13 protein-coding genes are annotated in these 21,819 nt (G+C 47.5%); 12 read left to right on the top strand and 1 reads right to left on the bottom strand.

Annotated elements, in window-relative coordinates:
- The first annotated feature begins 11 nt into the window (after positions 1–11).
- The 4 genes from AB4027_RS10980 to spxB all read left to right on the top strand — a co-directional run bounded on the left by AB4027_RS10980 (position 12) and on the right by spxB (position 5,706).
- Positions 12–707, top strand: coding sequence for a hypothetical protein (locus tag AB4027_RS10980; protein ID WP_368645364.1), 696 nt, complete (start codon positions 12–14; stop codon positions 705–707).
- A gap of 95 nt (positions 708–802) precedes the next feature.
- Positions 803–1,132 carry a hypothetical protein gene (locus tag AB4027_RS10975; RefSeq protein WP_091488356.1) on the top strand — a complete coding sequence of 110 codons (330 nt, stop codon included), beginning with the start codon at positions 803–805 and terminating at the stop codon, positions 1,130–1,132.
- A gap of 945 nt (positions 1,133–2,077) precedes the next feature.
- On the top strand, positions 2,078–3,784 hold the full coding sequence (locus AB4027_RS10970) for a metallophosphoesterase (protein WP_368645363.1): 1,707 nt from the start codon (positions 2,078–2,080) through the stop codon (positions 3,782–3,784).
- Positions 3,785–3,912: 128 nt separating this feature from the next.
- On the top strand, positions 3,913–5,706 hold the full coding sequence (gene spxB / locus AB4027_RS10965) for a pyruvate oxidase (RefSeq protein ID WP_368645362.1): 1,794 nt from the start codon (positions 3,913–3,915) through the stop codon (positions 5,704–5,706).
- Positions 5,707–5,839: 133 nt separating this feature from the next.
- Here the strand turns inward: spxB and AB4027_RS10960 are convergent, their stop codons facing one another.
- Complete coding sequence (locus AB4027_RS10960; RefSeq protein WP_368646431.1) at positions 5,840–8,164, bottom strand: S8 family serine peptidase; 2,325 nt, start codon at positions 8,162–8,164, stop codon at positions 5,840–5,842.
- A gap of 241 nt (positions 8,165–8,405) precedes the next feature.
- Here AB4027_RS10960 and AB4027_RS10955 point away from each other — a divergent pair, with 241 nt between their 5' ends.
- The 8 genes from AB4027_RS10955 (at position 8,406) to AB4027_RS10920 (ending at position 21,749) form a co-directional block, all read left to right on the top strand.
- Complete coding sequence (locus AB4027_RS10955) at positions 8,406–9,377, top strand: DUF2399 domain-containing protein (protein WP_368645361.1); 972 nt, start codon at positions 8,406–8,408, stop codon at positions 9,375–9,377.
- A 21-nt stretch (positions 9,378–9,398) separates the two neighbouring features.
- Positions 9,399–11,447 carry a beta-galactosidase gene (locus tag AB4027_RS10950; protein ID WP_368645360.1) on the top strand — a complete coding sequence of 683 codons (2,049 nt, stop codon included), beginning with the start codon at positions 9,399–9,401 and terminating at the stop codon, positions 11,445–11,447.
- Between the two features lie 131 nt (positions 11,448–11,578).
- Positions 11,579–12,526, top strand: a complete 948-nt coding sequence (locus tag AB4027_RS10945; protein ID WP_368645359.1) for a LacI family DNA-binding transcriptional regulator — start codon at positions 11,579–11,581, stop codon at positions 12,524–12,526.
- A 701-nt stretch (positions 12,527–13,227) separates the two neighbouring features.
- Positions 13,228–15,105 carry a glycoside hydrolase family 13 protein gene (locus tag AB4027_RS10940; protein ID WP_091488366.1) on the top strand — a complete coding sequence of 626 codons (1,878 nt, stop codon included), beginning with the start codon at positions 13,228–13,230 and terminating at the stop codon, positions 15,103–15,105.
- Positions 15,106–15,138: 33 nt separating this feature from the next.
- Positions 15,139–17,415 carry a glycoside hydrolase family 65 protein gene (locus AB4027_RS10935; protein ID WP_368645358.1) on the top strand — a complete coding sequence of 759 codons (2,277 nt, stop codon included), beginning with the start codon at positions 15,139–15,141 and terminating at the stop codon, positions 17,413–17,415.
- 492 nt (positions 17,416–17,907) lie between these two features.
- Complete coding sequence (gene pgmB, locus AB4027_RS10930) at positions 17,908–18,567, top strand: beta-phosphoglucomutase (RefSeq protein ID WP_368645357.1); 660 nt, start codon at positions 17,908–17,910, stop codon at positions 18,565–18,567.
- A gap of 27 nt (positions 18,568–18,594) precedes the next feature.
- Entirely contained in the window at positions 18,595–20,220 is a 1,626-nt protein-coding gene (locus tag AB4027_RS10925; protein WP_368645356.1) for an alpha-glucosidase, read from the top strand.
- Positions 20,221–20,429: 209 nt separating this feature from the next.
- The gene (locus AB4027_RS10920) at positions 20,430–21,749 is read left to right on the top strand and encodes an extracellular solute-binding protein (RefSeq protein WP_368645355.1); all 1,320 of its coding nucleotides are present in this window, start codon (positions 20,430–20,432) and stop codon (positions 21,747–21,749) included.
- Positions 21,750–21,819 lie beyond the last annotated feature (70 nt).

The following is a 21,819-nucleotide window of genomic DNA, read 5'->3' as shown; positions in this document are numbered from 1 at the left end:
GAGATTAAAAGATGTATGCATTTTGGATGAGAGCCGAGCAGTTTTATACGTATACGATGCCATTGATCGTCATGATTCTATTGTTTTTAGCGATCGTGTTCGTCTTTGCCTATTCCTATATTGATCCCAACAAGCCTGTGCGCAAATATGTGACAAGAGGCTTTTTGGGTCTGGTCGGTCTCTGCGCCCTTTATTTTCTGTGGGGGCATTTGACCTATAATCACTGGGTCGAGCAGAACGAGTATATCACGCCCGGTATCCGTTCCTATCAGACGATATTAGGCATCAGAACTTCGGAAGACCCGTCGATCGTCAAATCATACCGCCGTTCGGATTCTTTGAAAGAGAATCTGCTGGCGCTTGAAATGTATGAAGCGAAGGAAGTCACCAGGCCATTCGACTATACCTACGCGGGATCACTTGAGAATAATCACTACTTTACTTACGGTGACGAAGACCAGTATGTGTTCACTCTGCAGGGTGACATCAACTGGACGGACAGTACGCGCGAACTGGTAGGGCTTGAATTCAGCCTGACCGATGAACGGTTTGCAGATATCGGTTTCTATAACGAACCGGATATCATTTTTGATTCCCTTTCCCTGCCGGAATCGGAACAGAAAGAATTATCGGACATCGATACGAACGATGCGTTATCGATCAATGACATGATCGGTGGCTGGAACTTTGGACGCCAGTTCTATTAAAGGCTGTGAAGCGAAAGTGAATAGTGATATAGGCGTTGTGTTTTGCCTTTGAGGCTTGTAAAATAGGAAGAGAAATAAAAGCAAAGGAGATCACTATGAATATAGAAGTATTTACACAATTTCGTTTAGTTTTTGGACTCATTCTTGTTTTTCTCGGCCTCTTTCTCGTCTTATCTATTCTACCAAAAGGACGCGATGCTATCGTTACTTTCTTTTCGGTCCTGGCCGTTTCCGTTACGCACGCGCTGATAGCCATCGCCTTGATCATCACAGAAAACATGTTCCTGGAAGACTTTGCCCTGGAAGGGGATTCCATCACGTTTTACATGTTTCTGGCCATACTGGCACTGGCCATCATCAATCCGATCGTCTATAAATTGCGCAATAGATCAAATCGTCGCGGGTCTTCCTACTCGTTTAGATAATAGAAAATATAATTTCAAGCGAACGTCCCTCTCACTGTATTGTGAGAGGGACGTTCGTTTTTTTGTCTAGATAAAAATGTATCACTGAATTGGAAATATTTAAATAGAATCGCCCTTATAACATTACCAGGGAGCGTCTTTAACCGTAACTCAAAAGGTTTTAAGCGCTTGAGATCCTATTACTGCGACTGATAACTATAACTCAATAGATTGCTGGCCAACGAGTTCCTGTTATAACGCGCATTAACCCCAACTGGTGAGTTCTAAAGGGTCTGGGTTCCTATTATAAGTGACGATAGCCGGAACTCGCGGGCGCTTTGAGTTCTGAGATCCTGCTATAGCGGCCTATAACCTGAACTCGCAAGGCTTTTGGGCTTTGAGTTCAGGGAATAGAACGGTATTCCCTGAAGTGGGAGAGGCAGCAGCGTTTGAGTTCCTGGAATAGGGCGGTATTCCCTGAAGTGGGAGAGGTAGCAGCGCTTGAGTTCCGTTAATAGAACGGTATTCCCTGAAGTGGGAGAGGCAGCAGTGTCTGAGTTCCTGGAATAGGGCGATATTCCAGGAAGTGGGAGAGACAGTGGCGTTTGAGTTCGTAGAATAAGGACACATTCCCGAAACTGGGACTGACCCCGGTTTACGAGTTACGGTAATAGGCAACAAAACAGCACAGCTACAGCATAATCCTATCTTTTTCAAAGAAAGGATTGAAGGATCACCGGAAAAAATGAAAAAGAAAGAAGCAATAAGGATAGAGGTTGAGCCAGGTGGTTCAACCTCTTCATTTCTTGTTCGATCAAAATGAATAGGACATTGACCTTGCTTTCAAGGTGCTATCCTTTTAGAAAAACAGCCATTTTGAGTAAGATATATGTAACGTTAATATGAAGAAATAGAGTTTTTCCATCCTTAACGACTGATGGCAGAAGGGACAAGGGGGGGACAGTCATGCGGCCTAAAAAAATCTCACATAAAATTTTTCTGGGAAGTGGTGTAACGACGGTGTTGCTGCTGGGTATCGCTGTCTTTGAACACCTGACCAACTCGCCAGATTCTTCCATAGAATTTATGGAAAACAAGCCGGAAGTGGCAGAGGTCCAACCGACTACTGTTCCGAACAGAATAAGCGTGACCTTTAACGGAGACACCCGGACCCGGATGGGGTTTAACTGGTACACCGGAAATCACTATGAAGATGCCAGCGTATGGATCAGCACATCTGACGATCTTCAGGATCCTATCGTTTTTGATGCAGAAGGCGAAGCGGTGACGAGCCGGTATGCTGAACGAACGGAAGACGGTTTTTTTATCTTTTTTGACGATGAACTGGGTTACTATACAGATCAGGATAAAAAAGGACCGGAATGGACAAGCGGAGCAGCGGTAGGCTATCTGGAACTTACAGACGAAACGGAATATGTCTATAAAGCACTGGCGACCGACTTGGAGCCGGACACGACCTATTATTATCAGGTGGGGAGCGAGAGTAGTGGGAAAAGTGCTGTCGGGAAGTTCACGACCTCAGGTGAGACAGGAGATGACTTCACATTCGTTCAATACACAGACACGCAAAATGCCTACTGGAACGAGCATGTGCATAATGAAGCCATTTATGGGGCCGATACACTGGAAAAGGCCATCGACACCGCTGATGGCCCAGAATTTATCCTCCACACTGGGGATGTCGTGGAAACGGCAGAAGTGGAAGACGAATGGGTAGATATCTTCTCAAAATCTCAGCGGCTCTGGATGCAGCAGCCACTGGCCGTCGCTCCCGGCAATCATGATGAGCACGCCTTGCATGAAGGCACACCACTCCAAATCGATGCATTTAATGCCCATTTCAATGTACCGGTCACGAATGATGCCATAGATGGGGGTTCGTACTACTCGTTTGACTATAACGGTGTGCACTTTGTCGTAGCCAACACGAATGACAATAAAGTATCCGCGGACAATCCCGAAGGTCAAGCCTTAGGAGAAGAGCAGCTGAACTGGATCAGAACAGATATAAAGCGGGCCAGAGATGCGGGAGCTGAGTGGGTCATATTGAGCTTTCATAAACCCCTGTACTCCAGATCCTATCATTCACTAGCGGATAATGATGTCCAGAAAGTCAGGGATGAGTTCATGCAGACGATAGACGAATTGGACGTCGATTTAGCATTACAGGGCCATGATCATGTATTTTCTAGAACCGAGCCGCTTGCTTACGTGTCGAGTGAAGAATCTGTGTTCAACGCTAGGGTGAGTGAAGCCGGTGAAATCATAGAAGAGGAGAATAAGTCGACGTATATCAGCCCCGAGGGGACGATTTTTGTGCTGCCTCATGCCGCCGGGACCAAGGCTTACGTCGATTTGTATAGCCGATCACTGGCATACATTCATGATATGCGTACGGATCTACGGTGGATGACACAGGAAAACGTGAATGCGTATAATGATTTATTCGCTTTCGGCGGGCAGCCGCAACAAGAAGAAGTGTTTTCAGACTCTTATGCCAATGAACGGCAGTCACTAGTGCAGAGTTTTGCTGTCTATCATGTTGAAGATAAAATACTTACAGTAGAGATGTATGAAGTGAGTGGGGACCTTTCAGAAAATGTGGAACGATCTGTCGATAAAGTGCATGAATTTGAAATCATCAAAGAGTAATGAATCAAAACCAAATAATTTTATTGAATAAACAGTCATGCTACAGTTGAATTATAGAGCAGTTTATAGAATAGACTTTAAAAGTTTGATCAGACACTAATTAAATCTAACGAAAAGGGTGAAGACATATGACTGAACAGAAAAAAACGATCGAAGCGGGCGTTGCAGCAGTCAAGGTGATGGAAAGCTGGGGCGTGAAAAATATCTACGGTTTACCGGCAGGCACACTGAATTCGTGGATGGATGCGCTGAAAAAAGAAGAAGAGAACATCCGCTTTATCCAGGTCAGACATGAAGAAGTGGGTGCTCTGGCCGCTTCGATGCACGCCAAGTTCACCGGTGAGATCGGTGTGGCTTTAGGATCAGCCGGCCCAGGTGCGACCCATTTAATGAACGGTCTGTATGATGCCCGTGAAGACGGGGTACCCGTGCTTGCGATCATTGGTCAGCGTGCAGAAAAAGAAATCAATATGGACGCTTTTCAGGAGATGAACCACAATCCGCTGTTTGCCGATGTCACGGTGTATAACCGCCGTGTCGCTTATCCTGAACAGCTGCCTAAAATCATTGATGAAGCGATCCGTACGGCTGTTGCCAGAAAAGGGATAGCGGCTGTGGAAGTGCCTGTGGACTATGGCTGGGTCGAGATCGACGAGGACAGCTGGTATGCTTCCGCGGACTCGTATAAAGAGCTGCCGCATCCAGTCCTGAATGAAACAGATATAGACGAAGCTGTAAAGCTTCTTGAAAACGCTGAACGACCGGTCATTTATGCAGGGATCGGCACGCGAGGCAATGGAGAAGCCGTGATGGCCTTGTCCCGTAAATTGAAAGCACCCGTCGCCATCACTGGGATCAATTACGATACCTTCCCGTATGACTTTGAAGCCTTTTTAGGATCAGCTCACCGGGTGTCCAGAAAACCGGCTGTGGAAGTGTTTGAAGAAGCCGATGTGGTCCTGTTTGCCGGGAGTAACTATCCGTTCTCGGAAGTCACCGATATCTTCGACGGGATCGATAAATTCATCCAGATCGACATCGATCCGCACAAACTCGGGAAACGGCACAAAACGGACGTAGCGATTTTAGGTGATGCCGGTGAAGCGATCCGGCTGATGACAGACAAACTGCCAGAAAAAGAAGAAACGGCCTGGTACCGTGCGAACCTGAAAAATATAGAAAACTGGAAGACCTATACAGACAAACTGGAACAGAAAACAGAAGGCGAGCTGCAGTTCTATCAGGCGTATCACGTCCTCAATCAGGTGGCGGACGACGATGCCATTTATTCTGTGGACGTCGGCAATACCACACAGACGTCTGTACGCCACTTGCATATGACACCCAAAAATATGTGGCGGACCTCAGGTGTATTTGCCACGATGGGCAATGGACTGCCGGGTGCGATCGCGGCCAAGGCCGATTTCCCTGAGCGGCAGGTATGGAACCTGACTGGTGACGGAGCCTTCTCGATGGTCATGCAGGACATCATCACGACCAGACAGTATCAGCTTCCCATGATCAATGTCGTCTTCTCGAATACGGAATATGCCTTTATCAAAGATGAACAGGAAGACACGAATCATGCCTACTTTGGCGTTGACTTCAAAGGGGTGGATTATGCGAAAATCGCTGAAGCCCAAGGAGCCATCGGGTATACGGTGAGAGAGATCAGTGAACTGAAAAAGACATTCAAGAAAGCCGTTGAACATGAAAAAGCGGGCCGTACCGTCGTGATCGATGTGAAAGTCAGTACGGATCGGCCGATCCCTGTGGAAGCACTGGAACTGGATCCGAGACGTTTTTCTGAAGAAGAGATTCGTGCCTTCAAGGAACGGTTTGAAGCAGAAGAGCTGGAACCGTTCCTCACGTTCCTTGAACAGGAAGGTCTTGAGTCAAGAGCACTTAAAGACAACAGTTAAAGAATGAAAAAGAGAACTGCTGCCGGCAGTTCTCTTTTTTTACAAAAAAATGCTCTTAAAAAGCAGGAGAGACAGTTTTCACGTCCCCCTGACTTAGTAAGAGCTTATTTCTTATTCAGTTTATGAGAAGGTGTTACTTAGCTTTGCCGCCAAAGAAGTAAAAACCACCTGACACAGAGAGGATAACGACGACGACACTGCTCAATACAACAGGTAAGCCGGAAGAATTCCCGTCGAGAAAGGCAGATTCATCTTCTTCCTCGGTCTCGACCGGTTCTGTCTCCGGTTGTTCCGGTTCACTGACAGCAGGTGCTTCCTTCTCTGCTTCAGCATCTGCTCGTGCGGACGCCAGTTCTTCCGGGTTGAAGACGGCAAGCGTCGATGTCTCAGTCGTCACCCCTACGACACCGCCTTTGGTATAGGCATCTCCAAGCAGTTCCCACGATTCATCGGTTTCGTTCCATTGGTATAAGTTGTCCTGATTATATTCCGCTGCCGGGGTAAAGAAGCGGTAAGTCATATGTGACGGGAAGGAAGCCAGTTGCTGGCCTTCCTGTTCGATACCGAAAGTCAGGATCTTGCCTTTCGTGATCTCTTCAAAAGTCACGGCCTGTCGTGTCGGTTCGAAGGTCAGCAGCGCATTGCCTTCTGAGAGATTACTGGCCGGAATGACCCATTCCAGATCGACACGTGCGACTAAAAGGGCGACATTCTTCTCTTTAAGCGTCTGGATCTGATCGCTTGACAAACTGATGCGATCGATATGTCCAAGTGAAGCATCGAAAGATACAGCGAGCACGCCATTTTCAGCAACGGCTTGGATATCTTCTTCCGCTATGGTAGCGACACCATTGGTTTCTGACGGACGGATCCAGACTGTTCTTTGTGGTTCCGGTGCTTCGGTTTCTTCACTGTCTTCAGCCGGTGCTTCATCATCAGATGAATCCGCTGGTTCATCTTCGTCAATTTCTTCTTTCGACTCAGTATCCTCATTGTCTGCAGGTTCTTCTTCAGCAGTCTCTTCGGTTTCGGAACTGTCCTCATCCGCCGTCTCTTCAGGAGCGGGGTCCTCGGTGCTGTCTTCTTGTTGAGATCCATCTATTTCTTCAGAACCGGTTTCGCCTTCAACCGGCGTCTCATTGTCGGATTCAGGAGCTGTGCCCTCTTCCGACTCGTTGGGGTCGTCTGTGTTATCTGTGTTTCCTCCCGGCGTTTCTTCGTCCGTTCCCCCTGCTGTTCCTTCATCCCCAGGAGCTGGTTCTTCTTCAGAAGGTTCTTCAGTCGGCTCTTCTTCAGGCACCGTTTCGTCAGGGATCTGTTCGGCATACTGAACGAGTCCGTAGCCATAAATGACGTCACGACCGGTTTCGCCCAGGTCAAGGGCCTGATCGGTCATGCGCTGGCGGATAGCACTGGCGCTTTCATTCGGATATTTATCCATTAAAAGGGCTGCCACACCGGCAACGTGCGGAACGGCCTGAGAGGTGCCGGACATTGGGACGTGTGAACCGTCTGTGCTTAAACTTAATATATTCTGACCGGGAGCGGCCAGTTCGTTTTCAGAGGCTAGCATGGAATCACTGACATGGGCCTGACTCTGATTGACACCAGAAACGGCAATCACTTCAGGGTGGGCAGCCGGATAATCGATCGATGCATTATCTTCGGTCATATTCCCGCTGGCCGCAATCGTCAGGATGCCCTGACTGGCTGCCAGTTGGATCATTTCGTGGACTTCGTTATTGGGTTCGGCATAGCCTGAACTGATGACGATGATGTCACTCTCGTTTTGAATTGCCCATTCAAGACCGGACAATAAATTTCCGACGCGTGTTTTGCCGCCGTTATCTTCGTGATACACCTTAACACCGTAAAGGTCGATATCTGGAGCTATGCCCTGCGCGCGGGTCCCTTGCTCTGCGCCCAGGATACCGGCGACATGGGTGCCGTGTCCGGAGTGGTCATTCGTCCATGGGTCGTCATCTTCACCGAAAATACTGTAGCCACCGGCATAGGTGATTTCCGGATGCTGATAAAAACCTGTATCCAGTACGGCCACATTCACGTTCTGACCGGTATAGCCGTCTTCCCAGGCATCGAATGTCCCGATCATGTCCTGGTTCCAGTCATCGATGGAGACGTCATAAGTGGATTGGCTTGTTTCCACTTCCTGGTTATAGGTGATGCGTCTGACGTTTTCCTGGAGACTTACTTCCTTGACTGCTGATACTGGGACCGACATGGTCTGGATCGGCAGGACGTCCATCGTTTCGATATTTTTAAAACGGGGATCCAAAGAGGCTTCATCTGGCACCGTCTCTTCATAGCGAACGATGATTTCTATATAGTCTTCATTATCTGTGCGGTCGTCTTCGGCAAAAATTTGTCCGGCCGGTAAAACCGTGGATAAGAGGAATATAAGCAGCGTTCCGACTGCCCCTCTTTTTATATGCTTCATTCTCACTCGATCGGTCTCCTTCTTGTTTCACTGGTTTTTAGTTGATCCGTTAGTTGTTTATCTTTGATTCATTTTGCAACATTAATAATATAGTATCATAAGCACAGATGACAGGCGTGTCAAAAGGCCTTCTAAAAGAGGAATACTTGTCGGGAATGTCACATTTTGTTAAAAATCTGAGATATTCACTTAAAAATGGTAGAATAAAAGAGACAGAACAGAGAAGGAAGTGCTTGGAAAGATGTTTAGCCGTGAACACCTCCTCAATGAATTACAAGAGGAATTTCCGCTGGTCAGAGACTGGCTGATTTATATAAGAGACAACGAGGAAGACACCAAATGGATCCATGACTTGATCGATGTGTCTCCGAAACAGTTTGAGCAATGGGTACTTTATTTATCCGAAGGAATCCGCCTGCTCCCGACACGCCCGGTCCGGCTGTCTGTATTCAGCCAGATCATTACACTGGATGCGAATGCCTTTGATCCGGCGTCGTCTTTAGGAAAACTGTGGCTCCACGTCTTAGCTGAGACCAAACGTGTCCATTCGAAAGAACATATTGTTATGCCGACCGATCAGAAAGCTGTCAGCGATCTGCTGGAAGATTATCATTTGTACCGGGAAGATATCTCCGATTCTGTGACAGCCGTGAATTTATTCGCTGAAACAGCCTCCGGTTATCATCCAGTATGGGAAGCGGCAGTCCACAGCCATAGTGTGCTCACCGTTCCTCTGAGAGAAGTCGTGAAGCTGCGCGCCGTTTATCCTGCTCATGAGCAGCCGATCGTGTGGATCATCGACAATGCCGAAGTGTTCAGCCGGATCGCCGACAGAGTGCCGACACTGCCGATGATCTGTACGAAAGAGAAATGGACACGTACAGCCTGGGAAGTGTTCGACCGTCTCATCGCCAATGGTGCCGAGCTGCGGTTTGTGGGTGATCTGACTCCACAGGGCATCGTTAGAGCTGAAGAACTGCTGCTGCGTTACCCGGACAGGACACGGACGTGGCAGATGGATGTCGAAACCTATCTCAAGGCCAAAGACGAAACACTGGACCTGACTGACTCAGATTATGCCTTACTCGACAAGCAGCATGTCGACTATCTGGCTTGTCTGAAAGATGAAATGCGCGATCAGGGACATCCGGGACACCTTATGACAGTTATTGATGAATTAATAGAAAAATTGAATCATTATTACCGAAAATAATGAAACGAGAGGACGATTCATATGACTAAGAAACGTGTAACAGATGAACAGCGCCTGCTTCACGGGGGAGATTACAACCCGGATCAGTGGCTGGCTTATCCTGAAATATTGAAAGAAGATGTGGTCCTGATGCAGAAAGCCCACACGAATACCTTCTCCATCGGCATTTTTGCCTGGGCAGCTTTGGAGCCTGAAGAAGGAAAGTATGACTTCGAGTGGCTGGATGAGGTCATCGAACGCATTCATTCTTTCGACGGCCGTTTTATTCTGGCAACGCCAAGTGGGGCACGTCCGGCCTGGATGTCCAAAGCGCATCCTGAAGTCCTGCGTGTGGATGCCAGCCGCAGGAAACAGCTGCACGGTGGGCGCCACAATCACTGTTTTTCTTCTCCTTATTACAGGGAGAAAACGCAGGAAATGAATACAAAACTGGCTGAGCGCTACGGAGAGCATCCGGCACTACTCATGTGGCATATCTCCAATGAGTTCGGCGGCGAATGCCACTGTGACTTGTGCCAGCAGAATTTCAGAACGTACTTAAAAGAAAAATACGAGAATGACTTGGATCAGCTGAATGATTCCTGGTGGGGACCTTTCTGGAGTCACACGATCAGTGACTGGGAACAGATCGAATCACCCTCGCCGATCGGGGAAAGTGCTGTACATGGGATGAACCTTGACTGGCGCCGTTTCGTTTCGCATCAGACGATCGACTTCTATAAAAATGAGATCGAACCATTGCGAGACATCACACCCGAGATACCGATAACGACGAACTTCATGTCGGACAATCCTGAGTTCACGCCTTTTACGGGACTGGATTACAGCAAATTCGCCAAAGAAGTGGATGTCATCAGCTGGGACGCTTATCCGGCCTGGCACAATGATAAGGAAGACACCGCCACACTGGCTTCAAAAGTGGGCTTTTTGAACGATCATTTCTACGCGATGAAAGATCAGCCTTTTCTTTTGATGGAGTCGACACCAAGTGGCGTGAACTGGCACGACGTCAATAAAGCCAAGCGTCCGGGGATGCACTACTTGTCATCCATGCAGATGCTGGCCCATGGATCGGACAGTGTGCTGTATTTCCAGTGGCGCAAATCACGTGGATCTTCTGAAAAATTTCACGGGGCCGTCGTCGATCATGACCGTTCGCCTGAAAACCGCGTCTTTAAAGAAGTCGCGCGACTTGGTAAAGCGATGGAAGACATTTCGGATAAAGTCGTCGGTTATCAGCGTAAGGCAAAAGTAGCCATCATTTATGATGTTGAAAACGAATGGGCGCTGAACGATGCGCAGGGATTCGGCTTGAAGACGAAGCAGTACGGTGAAACCCTCGAGAAGCATTATCAGGCTTTCTGGGATAAAAATATTCAAGTGGATGTCATTTCTAAAGAAGCGGATTTGAGTAAATTTGACTTGGTGATCGCCCCGATGCTGTATATGATGTCAGAAAAAACAGCTGAAAAACTACAGGACTATGTGAAAAGTGGCGGCACGCTGGTGTCTACTTACATCACTGGCCTTGTGAACGAGTCGGACCTGACACATATGGGCGGCTGGCTGGCACCTTTGAAAGAAACCTTTGGCATGGCGCCTCTGGAAACCGATACGTATTATCCTTCTGATGAGAACAGCTTGGAGTATAACGGTAAAATCTATGCTATCAACGATTACGCAACTGTGATCGAAGCGAATGCGGCCAGCGAATTGGCTGTCTACCAGAGTGACTTTTACGCGGGCAAACCGGCCGTTACAGTCCATGCGTATGGGAAAGGGCAGGCGTATTACATTGGCGCACGTTCGGAAGAACCATTTTTAACGGATTTTTACGGTGAGCTGATCACAGATTTGGATCTGAAACCGGCACTTGATGTCACACATGAACGCGGTGTTTCCGTGCAGGCCAGAGAAGCTGATGGACTGAAAACTGTCTTCATCATGAACTTCACAGAGGATCTGCAGGTCATCGAGATCAACGAAGAAGTGACGGACATTCAGTCCGGTGAAACTGTGCATGGGCGCCTTGTTTTGCATCCCTATGAAGTAAGGATCGTTGAAAAGTAAGTGTGATTTTTAGATGAATTTATCCTGAATAATGACGGATCAGCATGAATCAAGCCACGGTTACATGATATAATCGAATGGACAAGTAATGAGACACCCCTGTGCACGAGCAGGTTGAAAGGAGAAAACGTTTGGCTACATTAAACGATGTTGCAAAGAAGGCGAATGTCTCGAAAATGACGGTATCGCGAGTCATCAATCATCCCGAACAGGTCACGGATGAACTGAAAGAACTTGTGTACGAAGCCATGAGAGAACTGAATTATCGCCCGAATGCAGCCGCAAAAGCGCTGGCGAACAATCGCACGCAGATCATCAAGTTACTGATATTAGAAGAAATGGATACCACTGAACCCTATTACATGTTCCTCCTGACAGGGATCGCCAATGAACTGGACAAGTACGCCTACAGTCTGCAGCTTCTGACACATCAGAACGTGCAGATCGGGGATTCCGACGGGTTCATCGTCTGCGGCATGCGTCAGGAAGATGAAGAATTGATCAAGTCTCTGGACAAACCGACCGTGCTTTTCGGCCAGAATGAGATGGGGATCGACTTTGTGGACAGCAATAATGAAGAGAGTATGGCGAAAGCGACGGAATATGCCATTGAAAAAGGCTATGAGAAGATCGTTTATCTCGGTATCGATGTCGATGAGCCTTTCGCCCGTTCTAGAGAAAAGGGCTATACAACGGTAATGAGTAATCACGGAAAAGAACCGTGCATCTTTAACCTTGAAAACCGTTCACGCTACTCGGCAGCCTTCATCAAGGAGAACTGGGACACCTTTCCGAAAAACACCTTGTTCCTGTGCGCCTCGGACCGGTTAGGCCTTGGGGTCATCCGTGAAATCAAGGAACACGACGGTGATATCCCGGGCGATTACGGTGTCATCGGTCACGATGGCGTCTTCCTGGATCAGATCGCGTATCCGAACCTGACGACATTGAAACAGTCGATCACGGAGATGGGGGCGGCCTGTGCCAGGATGGTCCTGAAAAAAGTTAATGAGAACGGGAAACCGCAGGGGGATCAGCTGTTTGAAACAGAACTGAAACTCGGCGGCACGACCCGCTGATAGAATAAAACGTCCAAGCCTGACTGCTCCAGTTGTCAGGCTTGGACGTTTTTGGTTTACAGTTTTTATGACGGTTCGGTCATTAGAAATAATGGTGGAAAACGTAATAGCCGAAGATTTGAAAATTCGGTCGTTTCAACAGGACGCGCCGATCTAACTTACCGAAGTAGGACCTGGTTCGGCAGTTTAGACTGATGCAAGGCCACCTACTTACCGAAGAGGAGCTTCTTCGGTAAGTAGGTGAGGTACAGATGTATCTAAGTGTCGAATAACCGTCAACTTCGGTAAGTTGATCAGAGTGAAGGGAAGCTAAGTGCTGAAGTTAGGGAACTTCGGTCGGTTCGGAAACTGGGCGCCGTCGAATCGACCGAACCTCGGCAAAGTTCAGTTTGTCTGTGAAAAGAATACGGACGAATAAGCCGAACCTTCTGTAGTTCGGCTCATTCAACTGGAACAACACCTTATATGAATAAGCCGAACCGGTTCAATTCCAGCCAGCCGAAACAGTCAACCCGGCAACCGGAGGAAACGAGCTGCAGCTCGTTTCTTCTTAACTAGTCATTCTGTTACCGATAACACCGCGATTAGCCTTGTATAATTCTCTCCAAGTGCTAGAATCAGAGTGAAACCGCTTTAAGATGAATATATAGAAAAATAAATTAATCATAGCGAGAAAACTTAATAGAAGAAGGGGTATTTTTATGGATACAGCAGCAATTTATCACCGTTCCGAGAGTGAATATGCTTACTTATACGAACGCGGGCATTACCATATCCGTATTCGGACGAAAGCCAAAGACGTGGACAGCGTCGAGCTGATCAGTGGCGATCCTTACGCTCTGGATGAACAGAAATGGTATACAGACGGCAAAGAAATGAAGAAAGTCGCTACAACGAACATGCATGATTACTGGATGATCGATACACATGAGCCGACCAAACGCATGGCTTACGGTTTCCGTGTGATCGGCAAAGACGGCATTGAGATTTTTTATTCCGATCAGGGCGTCTATCCGTTTGAAGAGACATTTCTTGAGCAGATGAACTTTTATTTCCGTGTGCCTTACATCCACGAGATCGACGCCTTCCGGGCACCGAAATGGGCCAGCGAGACGATCTGGTATCAGATCTTTCCGGAACGTTTCAGAAATGGTGACGAAAGCAATAACCCGGAAGGAACCCTTCCGTGGGCGAGCAAGGAACATCCTTCCCGTGATGATTTTTACGGCGGGGATCTGCAGGGTGTCCTGGACGGTCTGGATTATCTGGAAGAACTGGGGATCAACGGCATCTACTTCACCCCCGTCTTTGAAGCGCACTCCAACCATAAATACGACACCATCGACTATAAAGAGATCGATCCGGATTTTGGTGACAAGGAACTCTTTAAAAAAGTCGTGGATGAAGCACACAATCGTGGCATGCGTGTCATGATCGATGCCGTTTTCAATCATGTCGGCATCCAATCGGGACAGTGGCAGGATGTGCTTTTAAATCAGGAAAACTCTAAATATAAAGACTGGTTTTATATACATTCCTTCCCGGTCGAAGACGTCAGCGACCTGAGCACGGAAGAACTGGAAAATGTCGGACGTGTGAATTACGATACCTTTGCCTTTACCGGCCACATGCCTAAACTGAATACAGCCAATCCGGAAGTGCAGGAGTACCTACTGGATATCGCAACGTATTGGATCAAGGAATTCGATATCGATGCCTGGCGTCTGGATGTCGCCAACGAAGTGGACCATTTCTTCTGGAAGCGATTCTTCAAGGAAACCACAAACATCAAAGAAGACTTGTATATCCTGGGAGAGATCTGGCACTCCTCACAGAACTGGCTGAACGGCGACGAATTCCATGCCGTCATGAACTATGCCTTTACGGATAATATCGAGAACTATTTCTTCAAGAAGATTCTGTCTCCGACGCGTCTGGTGTCCAGCCTGAACAGTCAGCTGATGCTTTACCGTAAGCAGACGACAGAAGTCATGTTCAATCTGCTGGATTCCCATGACACGCCGCGACTATTGACCAAAGCCGGTGGGGATAAAAGTCTCGTGAAATCAGCGATGGCCTTCCTTTATTCACAACCCGGTGCACCGTGTATGTATTACGGGACGGAAGTGGGACTCGACGGCGAAGGGGATCCGGACTGCCGCAAGTGTATGATCTGGGATGAGAACAAACAGGATCATGATATGCTGCGTTTTTCAAAAGACCTGATCCGTTTCCGTAAAAAATATCAGCCGATCTTAAGTTATGGCGAAACCGAGTGGCACGACGTGAGAGACGATGAGCAGTTCCTTGGCTTCAAGCGTAAACTGGGCAATCAGGAACTTTACTTCTTCTTTAATCAGGATGAAGACGAGGCCTTCCTGCCGCTTCTGCCGCATGGCGCACATAAAGTGTTCGGTTTTAATGACGAGTCGTATGAAGAGGACGAGATTTTGCATCAGAATGGTTTTTCTGTTTATTACTATGTCGATAACGAAGAAGAGAAGAAACAGCGTCTGATGAAAAAACGCAAGCGTGCGAAAAAACGTAAAGTCCTGCTTGAAGCGATCAAAAGCAGCTAGTTTAAAATAGAGAAAATATAGATTGGGATGTGTATGAGAATGAAGAGAATAGCAAAAATCGACCCGTGGAAAGTCATCACCACGGAGGTAAAGAAAGACAAGCGCGTACAGGAAAGTCTGACGGCCATCGGCAACGGCTATATGGGGCTGCGCGGAAACTTTGAAGAAGGATATTCCGGCGATTCACATATCGGAACGTACCTGGCTGGTGTTTGGTATCCGGACAAAACACGTGTCGGCTGGTGGAAGATCGGCTATCCTGAATATTTCGGTAAAGTGATCAACGCCACGAACTTTATCCCCGTAACGATCCAAGTCGACGGACACAAAGTCGACCTGGCCGTAGATGACGTGAAAGAGTACCGTTTGGAACTGGATATGAAAGAGGGTGTTCTGAACCGTTCTTTCGTCTGGTCAAAAGACGACACAGAGATCGCCTTCACCTTTGCCCGCTTCGTGAGTGTAGCGACGAAAGAACTGGCGGTCATCCATATCGAAGCAAACGTTTTGAAAGGCAGTCCTGTCATCGAAATGACACCTCACCTGGACGGGGATGTCGAGAATGAAGACAGCAATTACGATGAACAGTTCTGGATCGAGCGTGACCGCGGGTTGACGCCGTATCCTTACTTAACGAGCAAAACAGTGGAAAACAATTTTGGTACCGACCGCTTTACTGTGACGACGATGATGAACAGCGACGTTTCTGGCCTTGCTAAAGCAGACAGCAGCGAATCCGACATGCTGGTCGCTGAAAACTATAAAGGCACCGTTTCAGAAGGCGAGACCGTCAGTTTGACTAAACTGGTCTCGGTCATCACCAGTCGTGACGTCGAAGAAGCCGATCAGGTCAAAGCGGCAGAAGCTATTTTAACTGAAGCAAATGAAGCTTCATTTGCTGAACTGAAAACGGCGCATGTGAGCGAATGGGAAAACCGCTGGAACAATGCCGACGTCGTGATCGAAGGCGACGAAGCCAGCCAGCAGGGTGTCCGCTTCAATATTTTCCAGCTCTTTTCAACCTATTACGGCGAAGATCCGCGTTTGAATGTCGGACCGAAAGGCTTCACTGGAGAGAAATACGGCGGTGCGACTTACTGGGATACCGAATCCTGCATCCTGCCGATGTATCTGTCGATCACTGACGAAGAAGTGTCCAAGCAGCTTTTAGTCTACCGTCATAACCAGCTGGAAGAAGCGCATGTCAATGCATCCAAGCAGGGACTGGAAGGCGCACTGTATCCAATGGTGACCTTCACCGGGATCGAGTGCCATAATGAATGGGAAATCACGTTTGAAGAGATCCACCGTAACGGCGCGATCGCTCATGCGATCTTCAACTACTCGACTTATTTCGGAGACGAATCCTATCTCTTGGACAAGGGGATCGAAGTCCTGACTGGTATTTCCCGCTTCTGGGCCGACCGCGTGCATTACTCAAAACGTAATGAAAAATACATGATCCACGGCGTAACGGGTCCGAACGAGTATGAAAACAACATCAACAACAACTGGTACACCAACACGATGGCCGCCTGGACCCTGCGCTATACTTTGGAATCTCTTGAAAAAGTATCTGACGAGAAAAAAGCGAGCTTAAATATTGGATCCGAAGAACTAGACAAATGGAAAGACATCGTAGAAAATATGTACTTCCCTAAAGATGACGAGTTGGATGTCTTCGTTCAGCACGACACTTTCCTGGACAAGGATCTGCGTCCAGTGACTGCTTTAAGACCAGAAGAACGTCCAATCAATCAGAACTGGTCATGGGACAAGATCCTGCGATCACCATTCATCAAACAGGCAGATGTCCTCCAAGGGCTTTACTTCCTGAATCACGAATATAGTCTTAGTGAGAAAGAACGCAACTTTGACTTCTATGAACCGATGACGGTGCACGAGTCCTCGCTTTCACCTTTAGTCCATTCGATCCTGGCTTCAGAACTAGGGAAAAAGGAGAAAGCGTTCGAAATGTACGAACGGACAGCACGTCTGGACCTGGACAACTACAACAACGATACGGAAGACGGTCTGCACATCACCTCGATGAGTGGCGGCTGGCTGTCCATCGTTCACGGCTTTGCCGGTATGCGCACGCTGACCGGTGAACTGTCTTTTGAACCATACTGTCCTGAAAAATGGGACGGTTATGAGTTCAAGCTGAAGTACCGCGGCCGACTCATCAAGGTCATCGTTGACAAAGAAAACGTCGAATTTGCACTGCAGGAAGGCGACGCTTTAGACTTCAACCTTTACGGGGAATCAGTGACGCTTACAGACAGCGTCAAGCAAGCCATCCGAAAATAAAAGAGGGCGAGATCATCCGCGGATGATCTCTTCCTTCTTGAATGGCTTTGGTTTGGTGTTCGCTGGGGAAAGGGTATGGGATCGAGTGAACAGTTTGTGGTCTGAAATGTCGCACTGGGGAGGTGCTGACTCGCTGAGTGAACAATTTTTGGGCCGAGATGTCGCACTGATGATATACCGGCCTAATGAGTGAACAGTTTGTGGTCTGAAATGTCGCACTCGCGGAGCACCGATCTGGTGAGTGAACAGTTTGTGGGCCAGAATGTCGTGCTCATGAAGCACCGCCCCAGTGAGTGGACAATTATCGAACACTGATGTCGTACTCGCAAAGCACTGACCCCGCGAGTGAACATCTTACCTACCCGAGCGCTTAACACCAACCAGAAAGCGCTAAAAATTTAAAACCCCTAAAAGCAGTGATAAAATAAGGAAGAGAGATGACCATCTCTCTTTTTTCATTATGAAGCGAGCACACATTCTAAGGAGGACATTATGATTAAAGGATTAATATTTGATTTAGACGGCGTAATCACGGATACAGCGGAGTATCACTACCTGGCTTGGAAAAGTCTGGCGGAAAAGCTGGATATCGCCATCGACAGAGAATTCAACGAACAGCTGAAAGGCATCAGTCGTATGGAATCGCTGGACCTCATCCTGAAGCACGGCAATAAAGAGAATGACTACACGGAAGAAGAAAAACTGGAACTGGCTACTCAGAAAAATGATGAGTACAAAGAATACATCAAGCAGATCACACCGAAGGATCTCCTTCCAGGTATCGATCAGCTCCTTAAAGACGCTAAAGCTAAAGGACTGGGCATGGCGCTGGCTTCTGCAAGTAAAAACGGCCCGGAGATCATGAAGCGTCTTGAGATCGAAGACCTGTTCGACGGTATCGTGGATCCGGCATCTCTACATGCGGGCAAGCCGGATCCTGAGATTTTCGTCAAGGGAGCAGAGATACTTGGTCTCGATACGTCTGAGTGTGTCGGACTGGAAGACGCGGAAGCAGGCGTTGAAGCGATCAATGCGGCTAATATGTTCTCTGTCGGTGTCGGCTCGGAAGCGGCGATGCACAAAGCGGACTATATCGTTAAAGACACGAAAGAACTGACTTTAGAAAAAATCCTGGAAGAAGCAGGGAAATAAATCAGTAACCAGCGAGAGGAGTATGCTATGAAGTGGTGGCAGAACGCGGTCATTTATCAGATCTATCCGCGAAGTTTCAAGGACAGCAATGGTGACGGAATTGGAGATATCCTAGGGATCATCAGCCGTCTGGATTATTTAGAAGAGCTCGGGATCGACGCCATTTGGCTGAGCCCAGTGTACGCGTCCCCGAATGACGATAACGGCTATGATATCAGCGATTACCAGGCCATTCATCCGGATTTCGGTACGATGGCCGATATGGACCGGCTGATCGAAGAAGCAAAAAGCCGCGATATTCGTATCGTTATGGATCTTGTCGTCAATCACACCAGTGACGAGCACCAGTGGTTCGTTGAAGCGAAGAAAAGTAAAGATAACGCGTACCGCGACTATTATGTCTGGCGCGACCCGGTAAAAGGCGGTCCGCCGAACGACTTGACGTCGACCTTCAGTGGTTCGGCCTGGGAATACGATGAAAAAACAAAACAGTACTATCTTCACCTGTTCAGTAAAAAACAGCCCGATTTGAACTGGGAAAATGAAGCGGTCCGCCAGGCCGTTTACGACATGATGAATTTCTGGCTGGATAAAGGTATCGGCGGTTTCCGTATGGACGTGATCGACCTGATCGGGAAGATCCCTGATGAAGGAGTAACCGGGAACGGGCCGAAACTGCATGAGTATCTCAAGGAAATGCATCAGGAAACGCTCAAAGGCAGAGACGTCATGACAGTCGGTGAAACCTGGGGGGCCACGCCTGAAACAGCGAAACTTTATTCTGATCCGGAGCGCGAAGAGCTGTCTATGGTTTTCCAGTTTGAGCACATGCAGCTGGATGAACAGCCGGGCGGTATGAAATGGGATCTCAAAGAACTGGATCTGACCGAACTGAAAAAAGTCCTGTCAAAATGGCAGGTCGAACTGAAAGACAGCGGCTGGAACAGTCTGTTCTGGAACAACCATGATCTGCCGCGTATCGTTTCCCGTTTCGGCAATGATACGACCTACCGAGTCGAAAGTGCCAAACTGTTCGCGATCCTGCTCCACCTGATGAAAGGCACCCCTTATATTTATCAAGGCGAAGAGATCGGGATGACGAACCGAAAGATCGAATCCATCGATGAAGTGGATGACATTGAAAGCATCAATATGTACACTGAGCGACTGGAAAAAGGCTACTCGAAAGACGAACTGATCCATGCGATCAATACAAAAGGTCGAGACAACGCAAGGACACCGATGCAGTGGAGCGGTGAAGACCAGGCCGGCTTTACGACAGGTACGCCCTGGCTGCCTGTCCAGTCCAACTATAAAGATATTAACGTCGAAGCGGCGCTCTCAAATAAGGATTCTATTTTTTATATGTATAAAAAACTGATCCAGCTGCGTAAGGATGATCCGCTTATCGTCTGGGGCGATTATGAACTGCTTTTACCTGGACATTCGTCCATCTTCGCTTATAAGCGCAGTTATCAAGGGCGAACATGGCTCGTGGCAGCGAACATGAGTGAACAGGAAGAAAGATTAGAACTCGATGAGGACGAAAAAACAGCCAAAGTGATCGCTTCCAATTACGAAAAAGAAGAAATCGACTTAGAAAGGGCTATACTTCAACCTTTTGAAGCGTTCGCTGTCGAATTGTCGAAATAGTTAAAATATAAACAAAATCAGAAGTCTAATCCTGATACCGGTAACATTGAAGAAACAATTGAAACCGTTATTAAAACCTATTATAGTTAGAATGTAATCACTTACACCATCTTTTCTAAACGAACGGGAATTTAGAAAGCCTTTTCCTGCTGTTTGAAAAGCTGAGGTAAGGAACGAGCAACAAATATAAAAAAATAGGAGGCAACAAAATGTTAAATAAGAAATTATTGTACAAAGGAATGCTACTGCTTTCAACTGCTGGATTACTTGCAGCATGTGGAACAGAAGACAACACAGATTCAGAAGATACTTCAGGCGATACAACTGAAGAAACGACTGAAGAAGTAACAACAGAAGAGGGAACGTCAGAAGAAACAGCTGAAGACGCTCCTGAAAAACCTGAATCGCTACTTATTTGGGTTAACGATGAAGAAGCGCAATTAAATGCTTACGATGAAATCACTGCGAACTTTACAGAAGAATACGGTATCGACGTAGAAATCACACCGTACAACATGCTTGAACAAACGGAAGGTATGAGCTTGGATGCACCAAGTGGACAAGGTCCAGACCTGTTCTTCCAGCCGCATGACCGTATGGGTGATATCTACCTGCAAGGTTTAGCTGCAGAATTAAACTTGACAGAAGATCAGCTGAGCCGTTTAGGTGAGTACAACGAAGAAGCTGTCAATGCATTCAGCTACGAAGGCGCACAGTACGGTATTCCAGCTGTTGTTGAAACTTACGGCCTGTTCATCAATACAGACCTAGTTTCTGAAGCACCTGAAACGATGGAAGACCTGACAGAAACGGCAGCTGAACTGACTGAAGGCGAACAATACGGCTTCATGATGAATGCCGCAGACTTGTACTTCACTTACCCGTTCATCACTGCTGACGGCGGCTACATCTTTGCACAGAACGAAGACGGTTCTTATGACACATCAGACATCGGCTTGAACACACCTGAAGCTGTTTCTGCTGTAGAAAGAATCCAAGGCTGGTACGAAGATGGACTTATGCCTCAAGGTACTGACCTTGAAGTAGCTAACAGCTTATTCCAGGACGGTCAACTCGGCATGATCATCAACGGCCCTTGGGCAATTCCAGACTATAAGGAATCTCTTGGAGACAGCTTGGTGGCTGCAGAACTGCCAACGCAGGACGGCGAACCATTGAACTCATTCTCAGGAAACAAAGGCTGGTTAGTCAACTACTACACTGAAAATGAATACTGGGCAACTGAGCTAGCCTTGTTCATGACAAATGCAGAAAGTTCAGAAACTTACTATGAAGTAGCCGGTGAACTGCCTGCACATACTGCTGTTGAAATCGAAGATGAATTGATGGCACCGATCTTTGCACAGACTCAAAATGCACATCCAATGCCAAACATTCCAGAAATGTCTCAAGTTTGGGAACCAATTAATGACGCATTAACATTCATCCAGCAAGGTGACGATGTACAGGAAGTATTAGACGAAGCTGTTTCAACGATCGAATCAGAAATTTCACTGATGGGTCAATAATAAGAATCACAGTTTGACGTCAAGCTAATTTGAAAAGGGAGATTGAGCAATAACAGACTCAATCTCCTTC

It is taken from the genome of Alkalibacterium putridalgicola (genome assembly GCF_040959045.1).
Lineage (GTDB): Bacteria > Bacillota > Bacilli > Lactobacillales > Carnobacteriaceae_A > Alkalibacterium > Alkalibacterium putridalgicola.
The sequence above is the reverse complement of the archived record's forward strand: the minus strand, read 5'-3'. Positions and strand labels throughout refer to the sequence as shown.

Coding starts and splice junctions, on each gene's coding strand:
- AB4027_RS10980 (WP_368645364.1), top strand. CDS start 12: ATGTATGCATTTTGGATGAGAGCCGAGCAGTTTTATACGTATACGATG.
- AB4027_RS10975 (WP_091488356.1), top strand. CDS start 803: ATGAATATAGAAGTATTTACACAATTTCGTTTAGTTTTTGGACTCATT.
- AB4027_RS10970 (WP_368645363.1), top strand. CDS start 2,078: ATGCGGCCTAAAAAAATCTCACATAAAATTTTTCTGGGAAGTGGTGTA.
- spxB (WP_368645362.1), top strand. CDS start 3,913: ATGACTGAACAGAAAAAAACGATCGAAGCGGGCGTTGCAGCAGTCAAG.
- AB4027_RS10960 (WP_368646431.1), bottom strand. CDS start 8,164: ATGAAGCATATAAAAAGAGGGGCAGTCGGAACGCTGCTTATATTCCTC.
- AB4027_RS10955 (WP_368645361.1), top strand. CDS start 8,406: ATGTTTAGCCGTGAACACCTCCTCAATGAATTACAAGAGGAATTTCCG.
- AB4027_RS10950 (WP_368645360.1), top strand. CDS start 9,399: ATGACTAAGAAACGTGTAACAGATGAACAGCGCCTGCTTCACGGGGGA.
- AB4027_RS10940 (WP_091488366.1), top strand. CDS start 13,228: ATGGATACAGCAGCAATTTATCACCGTTCCGAGAGTGAATATGCTTAC.
- AB4027_RS10935 (WP_368645358.1), top strand. CDS start 15,139: ATGAGAATGAAGAGAATAGCAAAAATCGACCCGTGGAAAGTCATCACC.
- pgmB (WP_368645357.1), top strand. CDS start 17,908: ATGATTAAAGGATTAATATTTGATTTAGACGGCGTAATCACGGATACA.
- AB4027_RS10925 (WP_368645356.1), top strand. CDS start 18,595: ATGAAGTGGTGGCAGAACGCGGTCATTTATCAGATCTATCCGCGAAGT.
- AB4027_RS10920 (WP_368645355.1), top strand. CDS start 20,430: ATGTTAAATAAGAAATTATTGTACAAAGGAATGCTACTGCTTTCAACT.